12 protein-coding genes are annotated in these 15,445 nt (G+C 63.7%); 5 read left to right on the forward strand and 7 right to left on the reverse strand.

All coding sequences use genetic code 11. From position 1 onward, the window contains the following. Positions 1 to 44 precede the first annotated feature (44 nt). Complete coding sequence (locus EKO19_RS17030) at positions 45 to 677, forward strand: hypothetical protein (protein WP_129777660.1); 633 nt, start codon at positions 45 to 47, stop codon at positions 675 to 677. Between the two features lie 50 nt (positions 678 to 727). On the opposite strand, the gene EKO19_RS17035 is transcribed toward EKO19_RS17030, so the two are convergent. After that, positions 728 to 1,453: a 2OG-Fe(II) oxygenase gene (locus EKO19_RS17035; RefSeq protein ID WP_129777661.1), complete on the reverse strand. Its 726-nt coding sequence runs from the start codon at positions 1,451 to 1,453 to the stop codon at positions 728 to 730. A gap of 154 nt (positions 1,454 to 1,607) precedes the next feature. Here EKO19_RS17035 and EKO19_RS17040 point away from each other — a divergent pair, with 154 nt between their 5' ends. Both EKO19_RS17040 and EKO19_RS17045 read left to right on the forward strand, forming a co-directional pair. After that, positions 1,608 to 2,720 (forward strand): polysaccharide deacetylase family protein, encoded by a 1,113-nt coding sequence (locus EKO19_RS17040; RefSeq protein ID WP_129777662.1) that lies wholly within the window; start codon positions 1,608 to 1,610, stop codon positions 2,718 to 2,720. A gap of 32 nt (positions 2,721 to 2,752) precedes the next feature. Beyond that, entirely contained in the window at positions 2,753 to 3,907 is a 1,155-nt protein-coding gene (locus EKO19_RS17045) for a glycosyltransferase family 4 protein (protein WP_157995298.1), read from the forward strand. Here EKO19_RS17045 and EKO19_RS17050 read toward each other — a convergent pair. Beyond that, positions 3,904 to 4,647 (reverse strand): BUD32 family EKC/KEOPS complex subunit, encoded by a 744-nt coding sequence (locus EKO19_RS17050; protein WP_129777664.1) that lies wholly within the window; start codon positions 4,645 to 4,647, stop codon positions 3,904 to 3,906. The two genes, EKO19_RS17045 and EKO19_RS17050, sit on opposite strands and share 4 nt — an antisense overlap. A 16-nt stretch (positions 4,648 to 4,663) precedes the next feature. Further along, positions 4,664 to 5,647 carry a lysylphosphatidylglycerol synthase transmembrane domain-containing protein gene (locus EKO19_RS17055; protein ID WP_129777665.1) on the reverse strand — a complete coding sequence of 328 codons (984 nt, stop codon included), beginning with the start codon at positions 5,645 to 5,647 and terminating at the stop codon, positions 4,664 to 4,666. Between the two features lie 70 nt (positions 5,648 to 5,717). Between EKO19_RS17055 and EKO19_RS17060 the strand changes: the two genes are divergently transcribed. Next, complete coding sequence (locus EKO19_RS17060) at positions 5,718 to 7,052, forward strand: phenylacetate--CoA ligase family protein (protein ID WP_129777666.1); 1,335 nt, start codon at positions 5,718 to 5,720, stop codon at positions 7,050 to 7,052. A gap of 7 nt (positions 7,053 to 7,059) precedes the next feature. On the opposite strand, the gene EKO19_RS17065 is transcribed toward EKO19_RS17060, so the two are convergent. Both EKO19_RS17065 and typA read right to left on the reverse strand, forming a co-directional pair. Further along, complete coding sequence (locus tag EKO19_RS17065) at positions 7,060 to 10,620, reverse strand: PAS domain S-box protein (protein WP_129777667.1); 3,561 nt, start codon at positions 10,618 to 10,620, stop codon at positions 7,060 to 7,062. 227 nt (positions 10,621 to 10,847) lie between these two features. Then, on the reverse strand, positions 10,848 to 12,686 hold the full coding sequence (gene typA, locus EKO19_RS17070; protein WP_246038909.1) for a translational GTPase TypA: 1,839 nt from the start codon (positions 12,684 to 12,686) through the stop codon (positions 10,848 to 10,850). A 472-nt stretch (positions 12,687 to 13,158) separates the two neighbouring features. On the opposite strand from typA, the gene EKO19_RS17080 reads away from it, so the two are divergent. After that, on the forward strand, positions 13,159 to 13,794 hold the full coding sequence (locus EKO19_RS17080) for an alpha-ketoglutarate-dependent dioxygenase AlkB (protein ID WP_129777670.1): 636 nt from the start codon (positions 13,159 to 13,161) through the stop codon (positions 13,792 to 13,794). Here EKO19_RS17080 and EKO19_RS17085 read toward each other — a convergent pair. Next, positions 13,770 to 14,600, reverse strand: coding sequence for a helix-turn-helix domain-containing protein (locus tag EKO19_RS17085; protein WP_129777671.1), 831 nt, complete (start codon positions 14,598 to 14,600; stop codon positions 13,770 to 13,772). The two genes, EKO19_RS17080 and EKO19_RS17085, sit on opposite strands and share 25 nt — an antisense overlap. Continuing rightward, the gene (locus tag EKO19_RS17090) at positions 14,597 to 15,406 is read right to left on the reverse strand and encodes a DUF4198 domain-containing protein (RefSeq protein WP_157995299.1); all 810 of its coding nucleotides are present in this window, start codon (positions 15,404 to 15,406) and stop codon (positions 14,597 to 14,599) included. The genes EKO19_RS17085 and EKO19_RS17090 overlap by 4 nt, the downstream gene beginning before the upstream one ends. Positions 15,407 to 15,445: the final 39 nt, after the last annotated feature.

Consider the following 15,445-nt stretch of genomic DNA (forward strand, 5'->3'; position numbering starts at 1 on the left):
TTCGGGCAGAATAGCGGCTTCCCTACGAAGCCGAACGCTGTCCCATGCCCGCCAAGTCCAAGTCAGCCGCCAAGCGCCCCGTGCCCGCCCCCGCCAAGGTCGTCAAAATCGGCAAGCGCCTGGAGACGCTCGCTCGCGAGATCAAGGACGCCGATGACTTCGTCGAGCACGTCGCGGGCCTCGCCAAACGCTACCGGCGCGAGCATGCCCTGCGGGTCGGCGATGCCCAGGCGGAGTTGCGGCAGTCGCTGCGCACGTTCCACAAGTACGCTACCGCCCTGGCCGAGTGGCTGGATCAAGCAAACAACGGCAAGGCCACCGCGATCGAGCGCAAGGCCTTCGATGCCTTCGGTACCAGGCTCTACGGCTCCCCCGTGCTCGCCCGGCCGCCGAGCGCTCAAGCGCTGGATTGGCTGACCCGCGCGGGTGAGGCTGCCGATGCGACGGTCACCGAGATGAAGCAAGGAGGCGTCGATGACGCTCTGCGGATCGCGGCCGAAGGATTGCGCGCCACGTTCGAACACCACAAGCTCAAGCTCGCCGCCGGCACGGACAAGAAGCCCGGCGACGCCGTTCGTCTGCTGTGCGCGATCGCGCGCGAGGGTGGCGAGACGGTCGAGCCGGCGGTCGCGAAGGCGGCTCTGCGAGACACCAATCGTCCGGCCGCGGCGGCGTAATCACGCGCGCGGCCATTGATCGAACGCCGCACGCATCGATCGGACAGCGACTAAGTCGCGTCGTGAAAGATCACGCCGAGCGTGTGCCTGTGACCCGATCGCAGACGGCTCACGCCGTGCCGCATGTTGACTCGATAGATCCCCCGCGTCCCCTGCACCGGCCGCTGATGAACGGCGAACACCACGGCATCGCCCTGAGCTAGCGGCACCACCTCCGCTCGCGACTGCATTCGCGGCCGCTGCTCGGTGAGTACGAACTCACCGCCCGTGAAATCCCGTCCGGGCTGCGACAACAGCACCGCGACCTGCAGCGGAAACACGTGCTCTCCATACAGATCCTGATGCAGACAGTTGTAGTCGTCCGCCTGGTACTGAAGCAGCAACGGCGTCGGCCGCAACTGACCCGCCGCGTGACATCGCGCGATGAACTCGTCGTGCTCGTCGGGAAAGCGCACGTCACTCGATAACAAGTCGTTCCATCGGTTCGCGATGGGCGCGAGATGCGGGTACAGCGCACGCCGCAACGAGCCGACGAGAGCCGGCAAGGGGTACTTGAAATACTGATACTCGCCGCGACCGAAGCCATGACGACTCATGACGACCCGGCTCCTGAACAACTCCGACGCCGCATAGAGATCGACGAGCGCCGAGCACTGCGTCGCTGGCACCAGATTGGGAATGATTGCGTGGCCCTGCGCACCCAACTCGTCGGAGATGCGCTGCCAATCGAGTGTCTGGAGCCGGGAAACATCGTTCTCTACCGAATCGGCCATCATCGAGCCTCACCCACTTGAGCTGCGCGCAGCGTAAGCCGAAGCACGCAGCTGCAACACTCCGAGTCTTGCGGCGATGGGCGCGCGCCGCGCCCGGTGTACGCGGAACTTGCCCATTCGCGAGGCGTTTTCTACGGCCTGAATACGGGAGGCGTCCATGGGTGGGATCGGACGGTTCATGCGGACGGCGGCGCGGATCTCGCGCACCCGGTATCCCGGATTCGTGTTCGGCCTGCCACTCTCGGCCCGCGAGATTCCGGTTTTCATCTATCACGACGTCGAAACGGCCGCCTTCGCGCGCGACCTGGACTTCCTGCAGCGGAATCACTACCGAACGCTCGGACTGGATGAATACCTCGCCGCCCGTGACGGCCAGGCTCGACCCGGGCGTTCCGTGCTCCTGACATTCGACGACGCACGCAAGAGTTTCGGCGAAGTCGCACTGCCGTTGCTCCGTCAATACGAGGCCCGTGCCGTACTGTTCGCACCGTCCTATTGGATGCAGCCGCCGCAGCGATCCGAGGACGATCTGTTCATGTCCTGGAAACAACTGCGCGCCTGTGTCGAGTCGGGCCTCGTGGACGTGCAATCACACGCCCATCGTCATGCGCTCGTGGCCACGGCACCTCAGGTGGTCGACTTCGCCAATCCTGCCGCGCTGGCCCGCTTCGATATCTACGACTGGCCGATACGCTTCATCGACCGCAAGGACGAGCTCGGCAAACCCTCCTTCGGCACCCCGGTGTATCGAGCTGCGCCGCTGCTGTCGGCGCCACGACGCTATCTCGAAAATGGCGACGTGACCCGCGCGTGTCGCGAGTTCGTCGACGGCCACGGCGGCCCGCAATTCTTCGTCCAACCGGACTGGCGCGTGCAACTGCAAAGCCATTTTGACGAGCGTGCCCAACGCGCACCCGGCCGCTTCATGGACGCGACCGCTTTCGAAGCCCTGGTCGCGTCCGAGTTCGAGCAGTGTCGTGACGAATTCAAACGTCACCTCGGCTATGCGCCCCACACCATCGCCTACCCCTGGCATCTCGGATCGACACTCTCATTGCAGCTGGCTCGCCGCAGTGGCTTCCAGGCAGCCTTTGGCGTCGCGATGGACTATGGCGCCGAGCGGCAGCGGTCGCGTCTGCCGTTGCCCGCCTACGGCCGGCTGAAATGCGATTGGCTGCAGTTTTTGCCTGGAGAACAACGCGCCAGCATTCTCGGCGCAGTCCGTCGGAAAGTCGCGGGGTTCAGCGCCGTTCAACATCTCGCTCACTGAGGCCAGCGATGCTAAAGCGAACGATCGCCGTCATGGCTCGATTGGTGGACCAGAAGGATGGTCTGGGCATCTACGGACAGTACCTGCTGCGCGAATTGATGAAAGCCGATCCCGAGACCCGCTATCTCATCCTGCTGGAGACCCCGGCCTGCGAGGAACTGTTCAGTGACTTTCATAACGCGCAGGTCGTCGTGATACCCGCACGCAGCAAGCTCTATTGGGATCAGGTGAGCGTGCCGAGAGCGGCCCGCCAGTTCGGCGCCGATCTGATCTTCAACCCGAAGTTCTCCCTGCCGTTCTTCACGCGCCGGCCGTGCGTATTCGTGCAGCAAGGGTCGGACTGGTACGTCAACCCGCAGAATTATCCGTGGTGGGACAACTTATATATCCGCCTGATGCTGCCTCTGTACAGCTGGAAGGCGACGCGCACGCTGGCGATCTCGCAGACCACGCTCGACGATCTGGCCCATTGCACTCGCATCGATGTGAGCCATTCCGTCGTGAGCTATGCGGGCGTCGGCTCGAACTTCACGCCGGAACGCGATGCGCGCGCCCTCGCGGAGTTTCGCGACGAGTACCACTTGCCCGAGCGCTTCATTCTGACCGTCGCCCGCGTCCTGCACGGCGCCCAGAAGCAGATCCGGATCTATCCAGGCGGCAACAATGAAACATTGATTCGGGCCTACCGGCGCTACCGCGCTGCCGGCGGCGATCTGCCGCTGGCGGTGGTCGGCGCTCACGTGGAGGAATATCTCCGAGGCCGCGCCTTCACCGATGCAGATCTGAAGGACGTGCGATTCCTGGGCTTCGTGCCGAATCAGCGGCTGCATCTGGCCTATCAGCTGGCGGAATGTTTCGTGCTGGCGACGCTGTGCGAGAGTTTTGGCATTCCGATCGTGGAGGCGTTCGCGTGCGGCTGCCCCGCCATCGTGCCGAACACGTGCTCGGCGCCCGAGATCGCCGGTGGCGCGGCCTTCCTGATCGATCCGCGCGACGAGGCCGACATCGCACGTGCGTTCACTGAGGTCACCGGCTCGGAGCAGCTGCGCCGGCGCCTGCGCGAACAGGGAATCCAGCGAGCACGGACACTGACGTGGAAAGAGACCGCTCGGCGGACGCTCGCTGTGTTGAACGAGGTCGTCCCGCTGCGCCGGAGCCCGCGTGCAACGTCGGCCATCATGCATTAGAGGCCTGGCGCCAGATCGTCGGTTCGGAACAGCCGGCTGTGTCGCATGTATCGAGCGCTGAACGTCTTGCCGAGATAGGTGTCCCGCAGCAGCCCGTCCATGTGACGCTCGAGCATGGATCGATCGTACTCGGCGGGCGCGTCCCGGAAATAGCCTTCCATGAAACTGCGGGCGAGCTCTCGCAGCTGCGGCCTGAACGCCAGATAGATCAATTGCGGCGGATACTTCGCGCGCACGAACAGCACGAACGTCGCGATGTCTCGATAGGGACTCTGCTGGTTGTAGCGACGAAACGCGCTGTATTCGGGCGGCGTGAAATCCACGAACACCACTTTGTCGGCGCCTCGCTTCACCAGCACGTTGTCGAAATCGAAGTCGCCGTGGATCCGATGCGTGCGCCGATGAAACTCCTCCAGCGCGGCACCACACGTCCAGAACATGCCCACGAGCTCCGCCTCCGACATTCCCTCGAACGCGCGATTCCGAAGCACCGTATGCAAAGGATTCCAGCCCTCGATGAATTCATAGTCGATGCGCATCTTGCGCTCATCGGCATTCAGCACTTCCGGAACTCGCAGCCAGGAGGATTGCTGCGCGGCCGACCAGGCACGCAGCGAATTCCGCAGCGTGGCGCGGAACAGCCATTCCTCGGCGAAATGTTTGCTGAAGCAGGACGGTGCCACTTGCGATGAGCTCGCGTGAGCGTGGAGATTCTCGGTATGTAAATGATCCGGCGACACGCTTGTTCCTCCGCGCTCAAGCCGATGCACGCTTCGCCAGGGGCCGCCCGCTCATCGCCAGCACGATTGCGCCGGGCAACAGAGAGATCAAGAACATCACCAGCTGTGTCATCAGCAGCACCAGCGCCGTGGAATAGTCATAGCCGAGAGCGACGAGCAGCGCGGCCGCGCTCCCCTCGCGCAGCCCCAACCCGCCATAGGTCAGCGGCAGACGCTGGATGATCACCGCGACCGGCGTGACGGCGAGACAGACCGTCCACGACAAGGGTGCCCCCAATGCGTACGACGCGATCCACATCGTGAACACGGGCGCGGTCTGTTCGATCATCGACAGGCCGAGATTGATGGCCAGGGTGAGACGCCGGCTGGAATAGACACGGGCCGCCGCCACATATTTCGCAAAGCGTCCGTCCTCGATGGCGTGCGGTATTCTCGAAAGCCGGAGCAGCGCGCGACCGAACGGTGGATGAAAAATCAATGTCGCACCGATGAAGCCCATCACGCCGGCAATGAGCGCCGCTGCGATAGCGAAATGTCGCAAAGCCGGCTGAGGCGCCAGCCTCGCAAGCACGACACCCCCGGCGACGATGAACGCCAGCGTCGCGATCACGCCGTTCAAGCGCTCCATCACCATCGATGACAGCGTCACGTGGGGATCGATCCCTCGGCCCTTGAGTCGCAGGAACCGCACGATGTCCGGACCGATACCGCCGAGCGGCAGCGCGAAACCGACAAACGTGCTTTCGTAATAGACGGCAATGGCGCTGCGGCGCCCGAGACGATCGTCGAGCACCCGTAACAGTTGATGCCATTTCAAGGCCATCAAGACCCGGTCCAGGATGTGGACCAGCACGATGGCCGCCAGCCACAGCGGATTGGCGCCGCCGATCAATGCCCGGCTGTGTTGCCAGTCGAGTCGAGAGAGCAGATACGCAAGCAGTCCGACGCTTGCGCCTAGCTGCAAAGCCACCCGAATCCTCGGCCCGATTCGCAGCTTCATTGCATTCCTCGATGCGCGGATCGATGCTACTCCGCCGGAACAGATTCGGATACGCCTGCATTCATCACACGTGAGTCACCGTACCGAGCAACGTTTCCACAAGAATCTGTACTACACGCTGCAATCGATGCGTGGCCGACACGTTGCTCCCTTCGTGCGACGCCTGCAGACGTGGGAACGACTGGATCGTGCATCGTTCGATCACCTTACACGGATGCTGCTGCGGGACGCTTTGAGTTATGCACGCACGCAGGTTCCGCTCTACTCATCGGGTGACTGGCACACAGCACTGTCTCGCGCCGACGCCCAGGATCTCGGCAACTGGCCGGTGCTGGAACGCAAGATGTTGATTACTCATCGCGCGCAGTTGCAGGCACGCCGATTCACTCCGGGCGTGTTCGCACGACACAGCTCAGGATCGACGGGCGCGGTCGTCAGTGTTTCTTATAACCCGCACGCGGGCGGATGGAGCTGGGCACAGGAGTATCGCTCCATGCACTGGTTCGGCATTCCCACGGGCAGTCGCACCTTGCTGCTGTGGGGCGGCGGTCACCCGCTGCTCGACTGGGTGCGCAACTGCCGGGTGTTCTCGACCAGGAATCTGACCTTCGATCAACTGGAGCGCGCGAAACACTATCTGCTCGAGCAACGTCCGGTGTTGTGCATGGGCCTGCCCTCGGCGATCGCGCAGCTAGCCCGCCACGTTCGCGCGCACACCCCGCACGCGCCCGAGCGACTCGTGCCGTTCGTCAAACTGGGCGGCGAACAGGTGTATCCCTTCCAGCGCGAGGAGATCGCGCAGCACCTCGGCGCGCGCGTCTTCGAATCGTACGGCTCGACCGAGATGGGGCCGATCGCGCACGAATGTCCCGCCGGCTCGCGGCACATCATGTCGGATCACGTGTATCTGGAAATATTCAACGGCGATGAGCCAGCCGGGCCGGGCGAGCTCGGCGATCTGGTGCTCACGTCACTGTTCAATCGCGCCATGCCGCTCGTGCGCTGTCGCATCGGCGATCGCGGACGACTCTCGCCCGATCCCTGCCCTTGCGGACTGCCGCATCCAGTGCTGTCCGAGCTGGTCGGGCGAGCCGCCGATATGTTCGTGACGACGGAGGGCACGCTGGTGCACGGCTCGGAGATCGGAAGGCGCCTGCAGTTGTTTCTTTCAAAGGCGCCGCTCGGCTCCGTCGGACAGGTGCTGTTTCAACAGAAAGACCCGACGCACTGGAACGTACTCGTCGAGAGCGCCGCCGGCTTCAACGATGAATTGGCCGCGCAGTTGCGACAGATCGTCCACTCGACGTTCGGCGAGAACTGCCGCGTCGATATCGAACGCGTGGCGCTGGTGCCTCGGGAAAAATCGGGCAAGTACCGTTACTACCGGCGCGCCGAATCGACGTGAGCGGTGCCTACGCCGAGTGCACCAGTCTCAGCTGAGGATGCGTGCGCGTGATGCGGCTGAGCGACTCCACCGACTCCGGCATGGCGATATAGATGCCCTGCGCATACTCGACGCCGATGTCAGCCAGACACTTGAGCACTTCGGCGCTTTCCACGCGCTCGGCGACGGTCTTCAGGCCCATGGCCCGGCCGATCTGGGTGATGGCCTCGACCATGCTGCGATCGACGTGATCGGTGGTCACGTTTTGAATGAACGAGCCGTCGATCTTCAGGAAGTCCACCGGCAGGTTCTTCAGATACATGAACGATGACAGGCCGCTGCCGAAATCATCCAGCGAGAACAAGCAGCCGCGCGCGCGGAACTCGCGCATGAAATGCACGACGTTGGCGAGATTGGAGATCGCCGCCGTCTCCGTGATTTCGAAGCACACGGCCCCCGGACTCAGGTCGTAGGTCTGCAGCTCGTTGATCAGGAACTCCAGGAACCGATCGTCGTTCAGCGACGTGCCCGACAGGTTGATCGATAGCGTATAGCCATGACGCGGATCGCCGTCCGCGCGATAGTGCGCGAGCGCGCCGAGCGCCTGGCTCACCACCCACCGGTCGATCATCGGCATCACGTTGTAGCGCTCCGCCGCCGGAATGAACTCCGCCGGCTGCACCAGTTCACCGTGCTCACCGCGCATGCGCAGTAGCAGCTCGTAGTGACCGCGCGTGTCGCGGGTCGCACCGATCGGCACGATGGGCTGGTAGTACAGCTCGAGCCGGTTCTCTTCGCAGGCGCGCGTCAGACGCGACACCCACTGCATCTCGCGATGGCGTTCCGGCGCCGAGCCGGATTGATACATGTGAACGCGATTGCGGCCCGAGTCCTTCGCCGCATAACAGGCCACGTCGGCCGCCGCCATGACGCTGCCAATATTCTCGCTCGCGCTATTGATCTCGACGATGCCGACGCTGACGCCGACGTTCATCGCGCCGTCCTGCCATTCGAAGCGGTATTCGCGAATCGCCTGTCGCAGGTTGTCGGCAATCTTGGCCGCGCGATCGGCGGTGCAATCCTGGAGCAGCACGCCGAACTCATCGCCACCGAGGCGCGCGATCGTGTCGCTGGTCCGGATGCGAGTCTGCAACAGCCCGGTGATCTGCTTGAGCAGACGATCGCCCGCCTGGTGGCCGCAGGTGTCGTTCACGAGCTTGAATTGATCGAGGTCGAGGTACATCAACGCATGCGTCGTGCCCTCATCCGAGCGCGCCGTCAGCAGCGCTTCGTTGAGACGATTCTCGAACTCACGACGATTGATCAGACCGGTCAGCGCATCGTGGCTCGCCTGATACGCGAGCGCCCGACGCAGCCGTCGCTCCTTGCTCACGTCATGGAACACCATGACCGCGCCGATGATCTTGCCGCTTCGATCGCGAATCGGCGCCGCCGAGTCCTGAATCGCGATTTCCTGGCCGCGACGATTCACGAGCACGGTGTGATCGGCGACCGCGATGACCTGCCCTTCACGCAGGGCGCGCGTGACCGGATCTTCCAGCGGCTCGCGCGTCGCCTCGTTCAGGATGTTGAAGACTTCCCGCAGCTTCCGGCCCTTCGCCTCGGCGCCGTCCCAGCCTGTGAGGTTCTCGGCCACGGGATTCAATGTCTCGATGCAACCGTTGGCGTCGGTCGTGATGACGCCGTCGCCGATCGACTGCAGCGTCACCTGCGCCTTCTCCTTCTCCTCGAACACCGCCGTTTCGGCGCGCTTGCGTTCGCTGATGTCGGAGATCGTGCCTTCGTAGCCGATGAGCTGTCCGCTCCTGTCGCGCACGGCACGCGCGCTTTCGATGACGGCGAGGATGGTTCCATCCACCCGGCGCATCTGAAACTCGGCATTGCGAACTTCGCCATCGCGCGCAATGGTCGCAATGATGGCCAGACGTTCGGCGGGATCGTGATACATGCTGGCGGGCGGCAGCGCCATCAACTCCGTCGGCGAGGCATAACCGATCATGCGAGCCAGCGCGGGATTCACGGATAGGAAGCGGCCGTCGCTGGTCGAGCTGTACACCCCTTCCATGACGTTGTCGAACAGGCTTCGGTAGCGGGCCTCGCTGTCACGCAACGCGTTCTCGGCCAGACGTCGTTCGATCGCGATGCCCGCGAGCTGCGTCATGCGCGACATCAACTCGAAGTCCCGCCGCAGCGGGCTCTTCGGCGTGCGGAAGTACAACGCCAGCGTGCCGAGAATGCGGCCATCGGACGAATGAATCAGCGTGGACCAGCAGCTGCGCAATCCGGCGCCGAGCACCGCATCGCGCGTGTTCTCCCACAATGCATCGCGCGCGATGTCAGCGACGATGACCTGCCGCTGCAAATAGACGGCTGCCGCGCACGAGCCGTTGCGAGCAGCGATCGCGACGCCTTCCATCGCCTGTGAGTACACGGCCGGCAGTCGCGGCCCGGAGCACAGATTCAGATGTTTGCCTTCGTCATCGAGCATGCGGATCGCGCTCACGCAATCCGGCGCGACTCGCTCGACGACGTCCGTGATCGCCTGCAACGTGATACGCAGATCCACGTTCGCCGCGAGACGCTCGAACACGCGCCGCTCACCGGCTGCCAGGAGCTCGGCGCGCTTGCGCTCCGTGATATCGGTGATGCTGCCGCGAATCAGGCGCTGACCATGCGACTGCAGCCGAACCCAGCGCACTTCACAAGGAATGTCGTTGCCGAAGCTGTCGCGGAACATCCATTCGAGCACCGGCGCTTCTCCCGCCAGCGTGCGATCCAGCTGCGCCCGGTTCGCATGCGATGACAGCGCGCCGTCCGGCTGATGCGGCGGACACAGCGTATCGGGGCTGCTCTTCAGCAGTGCCTCGCGATCCATCTTGAAAAAGCGCACGGCGTTTTCGTTCACGTCGACCAGACGATTCTGATCGAGATCGACCACCACGATGATCTCCGGCGCGTGCTCGACGAGCGTGCGATAGCGCGCCTCGCTGTCACGCAATGCCGCCTCCGCCATCTTGCGATCGGTGGTATCGCGCAGACACACGACGAACACTTCGCGGCGATTCATCTTGGTCTTGCTGACGGCGATCTCGGCGGAGAACTGCGTGCCGTCGCTGCGCTGGCCCGTCGTTTCATGAGGCGCGAGATCGACCTGCGTGTCATCGAGACGCGCGGCGAGCTGTTCCAGCGCGGCGGAGATGGTCTGTTTCGCCGTCATCTGCGGCAGCAGGAAGCTCAGCGGGCGGCCGATGGCATCGGATTCCGTCTGACCGAATACGCGTTGACCGGTGGCATTGATGGAGGCGATGTGACCGGCATCGTCGACGGTCATGATCACGTCCTTGACGTGATCGAGCACGGCCTGCAACTGGCTCGCGGTGCTCTCGCGCAGCTCGCGCGTCAGCGCCGTGGCCTCATCGGACATCAGCTGCATGGAACGCACGATGCCCCGGCGCTCCTCATCGGTCTTGCTATAGGCAGCCGTGATCGCGGCAAGCAACTTGCCGAGATCCAGCTCACCGTCCGAGCGCGTCGCTTCCCTGACTTGCTGTTCGAGCAGTCGATGCATGTCGTGCTTCTGACGACGCGGTCCTGCGCCGTCATCGTCCCCGCGTTTTTAGTGTGAACCACTACCGATGCGAGGCATCGTAAGGCGTTGACGCTCAAGGAGGTGTGAAATGCCTCCAGGTTTTATGTGAAAGCACGGCAAAGCACCGAGGACCCGGCGCGGGTTATGTCTGATGGCGCAGACAGGGCGGCGCCGGCGGCAATAATGCCGGCGCCCCTCAGGTGGGATTACTCGTCGGCGTCCTCGGAGGACGACTTGTAGCCGGCGCGCTTGCGGTCGTTTTCCTTCAGCAGGCGCTTGCGGACGCGAATGTTGTTCGGCGTCACCTCGACCAGCTCGTCGTCGGCGATGAATTCCATCGCCTGCTCCAGCGAGTAGCGGATCGGCGGCACGAGGATGAGGTTCTCGTCGCGGCCCGCGGCCCGCATGTTGGTGAGCTTCTTGGCCTTGAGCGGGTTGACCACCAGATCGTTGTCGCGGCTGTGAATGCCGATGATCTGGCCTTCGTACACCTCATCGCCGTGCGAGGCCATGAGCTTGCCGCGCTCCTGCAGGCTGAACAGCGCATAGGCCAGCGCCTTGCCCTGCCCGTTCGAGATCAGCACGCCGTTCTGGCGCTGACCCACTTCCTTGTCCAGCACCGGACCGAAGTGATCGAAGATGTGATGCATCAGGCCCAGGCCCGAGGTCATGGTACGGAACTCGGTCTGGAAGCCGATCAGGCCTCGCGACGGAATCTTGTAGTCCAGACGCACGCGGCCCTTGCCGTCCGGCATCATGTTGGTGAGCTGACCGCCGCGCTCGCCGAGCGCCTGCATGACATAGCCTTGCGAACCCTCATCGAGGTCGACCGCAAGCGTTTCCCACGGCTCGCACATCACACCGTCGACTTCCTTCTGCACGACGCGTGGCCGCGAGACCGCGAGCTCATAGCCTTCGCGACGCATGTTTTCGAGCAGCACGCCCAGATGCAATTCGCCACGTCCGTAGACCTGGAATTTGTCCGGATCGCCGGTGTCTTCCACGCGCAGCGCCACGTTGTGGCGTACTTCGCGCTGCAGACGCTCGCGAATCTGACGGCTGGTGACGAACTTGCCTTCCTTGCCGCAGAACGGTGACGTATTCACCTCGAAGGTCATGCTGATGGTCGGCTCATCGACCACCAGTGCCGGCAGCGCCTCGGGCTTGGCCGGGTCGCAGATCGTATCGGAGATCTGCGGATGTTCGATGCCGGAGAACGCGACGATATCGCCCGCGCCCGCCTCGTCGACTTCGACGCGATCCAGGCCGAGGAAGCCCAGCACCTGCATGATGCGCTCGTTACGCACCTTGCCGTCCTTGTCGACGACCGCGACCGGGCTGTTCTTGCGAATCTTGCCGCGCTTGATACGACCGATGCCGATGGCGCCGACGTAGCTCGAATAGTCGAGCTGGCTGACCTGCAACTGCAGCGGGCCGTCCTCGTTCACGTCCGGCGGCGGACAGTGCTTCACGATGGCTTCGTACAGCGCGGTCATGTCGGTGCCCATCTGGTCCGGCGCATTGCCCGCGATGCCCTTCAGGGCCGAGGCGTACACGACCGGGAAGTCGAGCTGCGACTCGGACGCGCCGAGCTTGTCGAACAGATCGAACGTCTGATCCAGCACCCAGCTCGGACGCGCCTCGGGGCGGTCGATCTTGTTGATCACGACGATCGGGTGCAGGCCGTGCGAGAAGGCTTTCTGGGTCACGAAGCGGGTCTGCGGCATCGGACCGTCGACGGCGTCGACCAGCAGCAGCACCGAGTCGACCATCGACAGCACGCGCTCGACCTCGCCGCCGAAGTCGGCGTGGCCCGGGGTGTCGACGATGTTGATCCGGAAGTCGCGCCAGCGGATGGCGGTGTTCTTGGCCAGGATGGTGATGCCGCGTTCCTTCTCGAGCGCGTTCGAGTCCATGACTCGTTCGGGCACGGCCTTGCGGGCATCGAGCGTGCCCGACTGGGTCAGAAGCTTATCGACCAGGGTGGTCTTGCCATGATCGACGTGAGCGATGATGGCGATGTTACGAAGCTGAGAGGTTGACACGCGGGAATTGGGAACCGGTGGGAGGGCAAAAAGGCGCGCATTGTAGAGGCACGGCGGGGGTTCCGGATACCTCCGCCGCATGATTTACGCAAAACCTTAACACTGACCCCGGGCTACGCCCGTCCCGGAGGGGCTTTCCTACGCCCCCTACCCGTCTAACGCCCTCATTCCGTCGGCCCGTTGCATGCCCGGTCCCGGTGCATGGGCCTCGTTCAGGGCCCGGGCACAGTCATCGCAACAGACTTCCACCGCTTTGCCGCCCACCGTCACCTCGATGCCGGGCCCTTCGATCCGGCAATCGCACGCCGCACAGGTCCGCTCCGTCATGGTCTCGCCCTCGTTTGCCCACCATGAGTGCAGTGTTGGCCTGGCGCCCGGGCGGCGCTGTCACAATCTTTAGCTAAAGATTTCGACAGCCCCTGTCATGGATGAGTGTTGAGCTATCGGTGGGTTGTTCGCCGGGATTGAGCCATTGCGCCAGCAGGAAGATTTGTTTTCGACGCGCGGATCGCTGGCCATCGATCCGACTTTCGCCAGCGCGCGGCGGACTGCGCTGGATGCCACGTCGTGGGTCGAGCTCGTGCCGGGGTGGATGTCGGGCCCGGAATGTTTGTTCGACGCGCTGGCAACGGCGGTGCCCTGGAGTCAGCACTACCGCACCTTGTTCGAGCAAAGATTCCTGGAACCGCGGCTCACCGCTGAATATCGCCGCCTGGACCGCGTGCCTCACGACATGCTGATTGCCGCCGCCACTGCCTTGTCGAGCCACTACGGCGTCGAGTACGACAGCCTGTGGCTGAATCTGTACCGCAACGGCGAGGACAGCACCGGCTGGCATCGCGACCGGTTCTCGTGCCGGCGGGCCGAATGTATCGTGCCGGTGCTCACACTCGGTGCGACCCGTCGCTTCCAGCTCAAGCCGCGCGCCGGCGGCCCGTCGATCTCGTTCGCACCGAACTCGGGCGATCTGATCGTGATGGGCGGCCGCTGCCAGCAGGATTGGGTGCATGGCGTGCCCAAGCTGCCCGAAATACGCGAGCCGCGGATCAGCCTGAACTTCCAAAGCTCGATGCAGGCCGGGCGTCAGCGCAAATTGGCGGAGCGTTGAAACTGCGCCGGCGTGCGACCGTAGGCCTGTCGAAACGCCGCCGTGAAATGACTGTGACTGGAGAAGCCGAGATCCACGCCGAGCGTCGACAGATCATCGTAGCTGCCAAGCAGATCCAGCGCGCGAGCCAGCCGCAGCCGCAGCTGATATCGATACAGCGGCACACCCTCCACCTGCGCGAACGCCTGCGTCAGATACACCGGCGACACACCGACCTCCGCCGCGATCTCGGTCAGCGTCCAGCGACGCGAGAGCTCGGAAGAAAGAGTCAGCTTGGCCCGGTCGACCAGCTTTTGCCGACCGTAGGTTGCGCGGGTCGTCGGTGACGTGCGTTCGCCCAGCGCGCGACGGATCAGCGTCAACGTCAAGGTTTCCGCCTCCAGCAGCTCGATCGATTTGTTGAGCAGGGTATGGCGCAGCAGCGCCACCAGGACCTGGGCTCTGGGTTCGATCCGCCAGCGCTGTTTGCTGAACGTCACGGCCGCGCCGTCATGCAGATGCTCGGTCGGCGCCAGCTCGCGCAACAGGTCTTCGCGGACCGAGATCGACAGACAGGCGTCGCCGCCCTGTACCGGATGACTGATCCGATAGCTCTCCATTTGATTGAAGCACAGGACCTGATTGGCTTCGGCGACCGCCTCGTTGCTGCCGAGGTGCCGCATGTAGACACCTCGATAAGGAAACACCAGATAGGTCGAGCTCGGACACTCCTCCGCGCTCTTGTGACGGCACTTGCCATCGCAGAGGACGTCGCGAATCGCGACGGTCTGCGTGTCCAGCAAGTCCTGAATGGCGAGCTCCGTCATGGAAAGCCGAAAGTCAGACTGGAGAAGGTCGTGTCGAAGTCTACCTCGGCCGGCGCCGGGACGGGCTTGCTCCAGACCACGTTCAACAACCAGGTCCCGTACGGTGTCAGCGGAAAACTCGCCCGGCCCGACGCGTCCGTCCGACGCGCCTCGACCGGTGCATCGTCATGCTCCAGTTGCGTGAGCTTCACGAGCGCGCCTGCGAGCGGCTGCCCCTCGAAATACACGCGCACCGGCAAGTCCCCTGCGCTCGCTGAGTAAGGACTGCGTTCCGGCACGATCTCCAGCGTCAGTCCCAGCGGCGTCGTGACATGTGCCTGAGATCGACGATCAACCGCTCCGTGCTGCACGATGGCCTTCGAGACGCGGCGATAACTCTCCGCCGTATCCGCCGACATCTTTCCAGCGCGCTCACGATAGTCGAGCGCCGGCGTGAGCCCTTCATCGCGAGCATAATCATTGAACCGCTGTGCCGGTAACGCGCTGCGGCCGCCATTGTCCGTTTCCAGCACGACGACATACGTACCCGGCGCATCGAACTGCAGACGACCGTCGTCGTTCGCACCGCGCAGATGCAGATCGGCACGCACGTCGTGCGATGTTCCATCCGGCGCGACAGTAACGAAGCGCGAGATCCGGTTGGAGCGGATCTGCGATCGCTGTCGCTGCGCGCCGTGCCCGACCTGTAACGTGATCGGAATCGACGCGTCCGGTGGCGACCAGTACTGCAGTGGCTGGATCCAGAAGTCATGCGCGCTCGCACCGGACGTGACGAAGATCCCAGCCAGCAGGATTGCGCCCCACATGCAGCGACGCGCGTCATTCCCGCTCAATGGATGACGGCA

Origin of the sequence: Peristeroidobacter soli, from assembly GCF_004138485.1 — a bacterium.
Lineage (GTDB): Bacteria > Pseudomonadota > Gammaproteobacteria > Steroidobacterales > Steroidobacteraceae > Steroidobacter > Steroidobacter soli.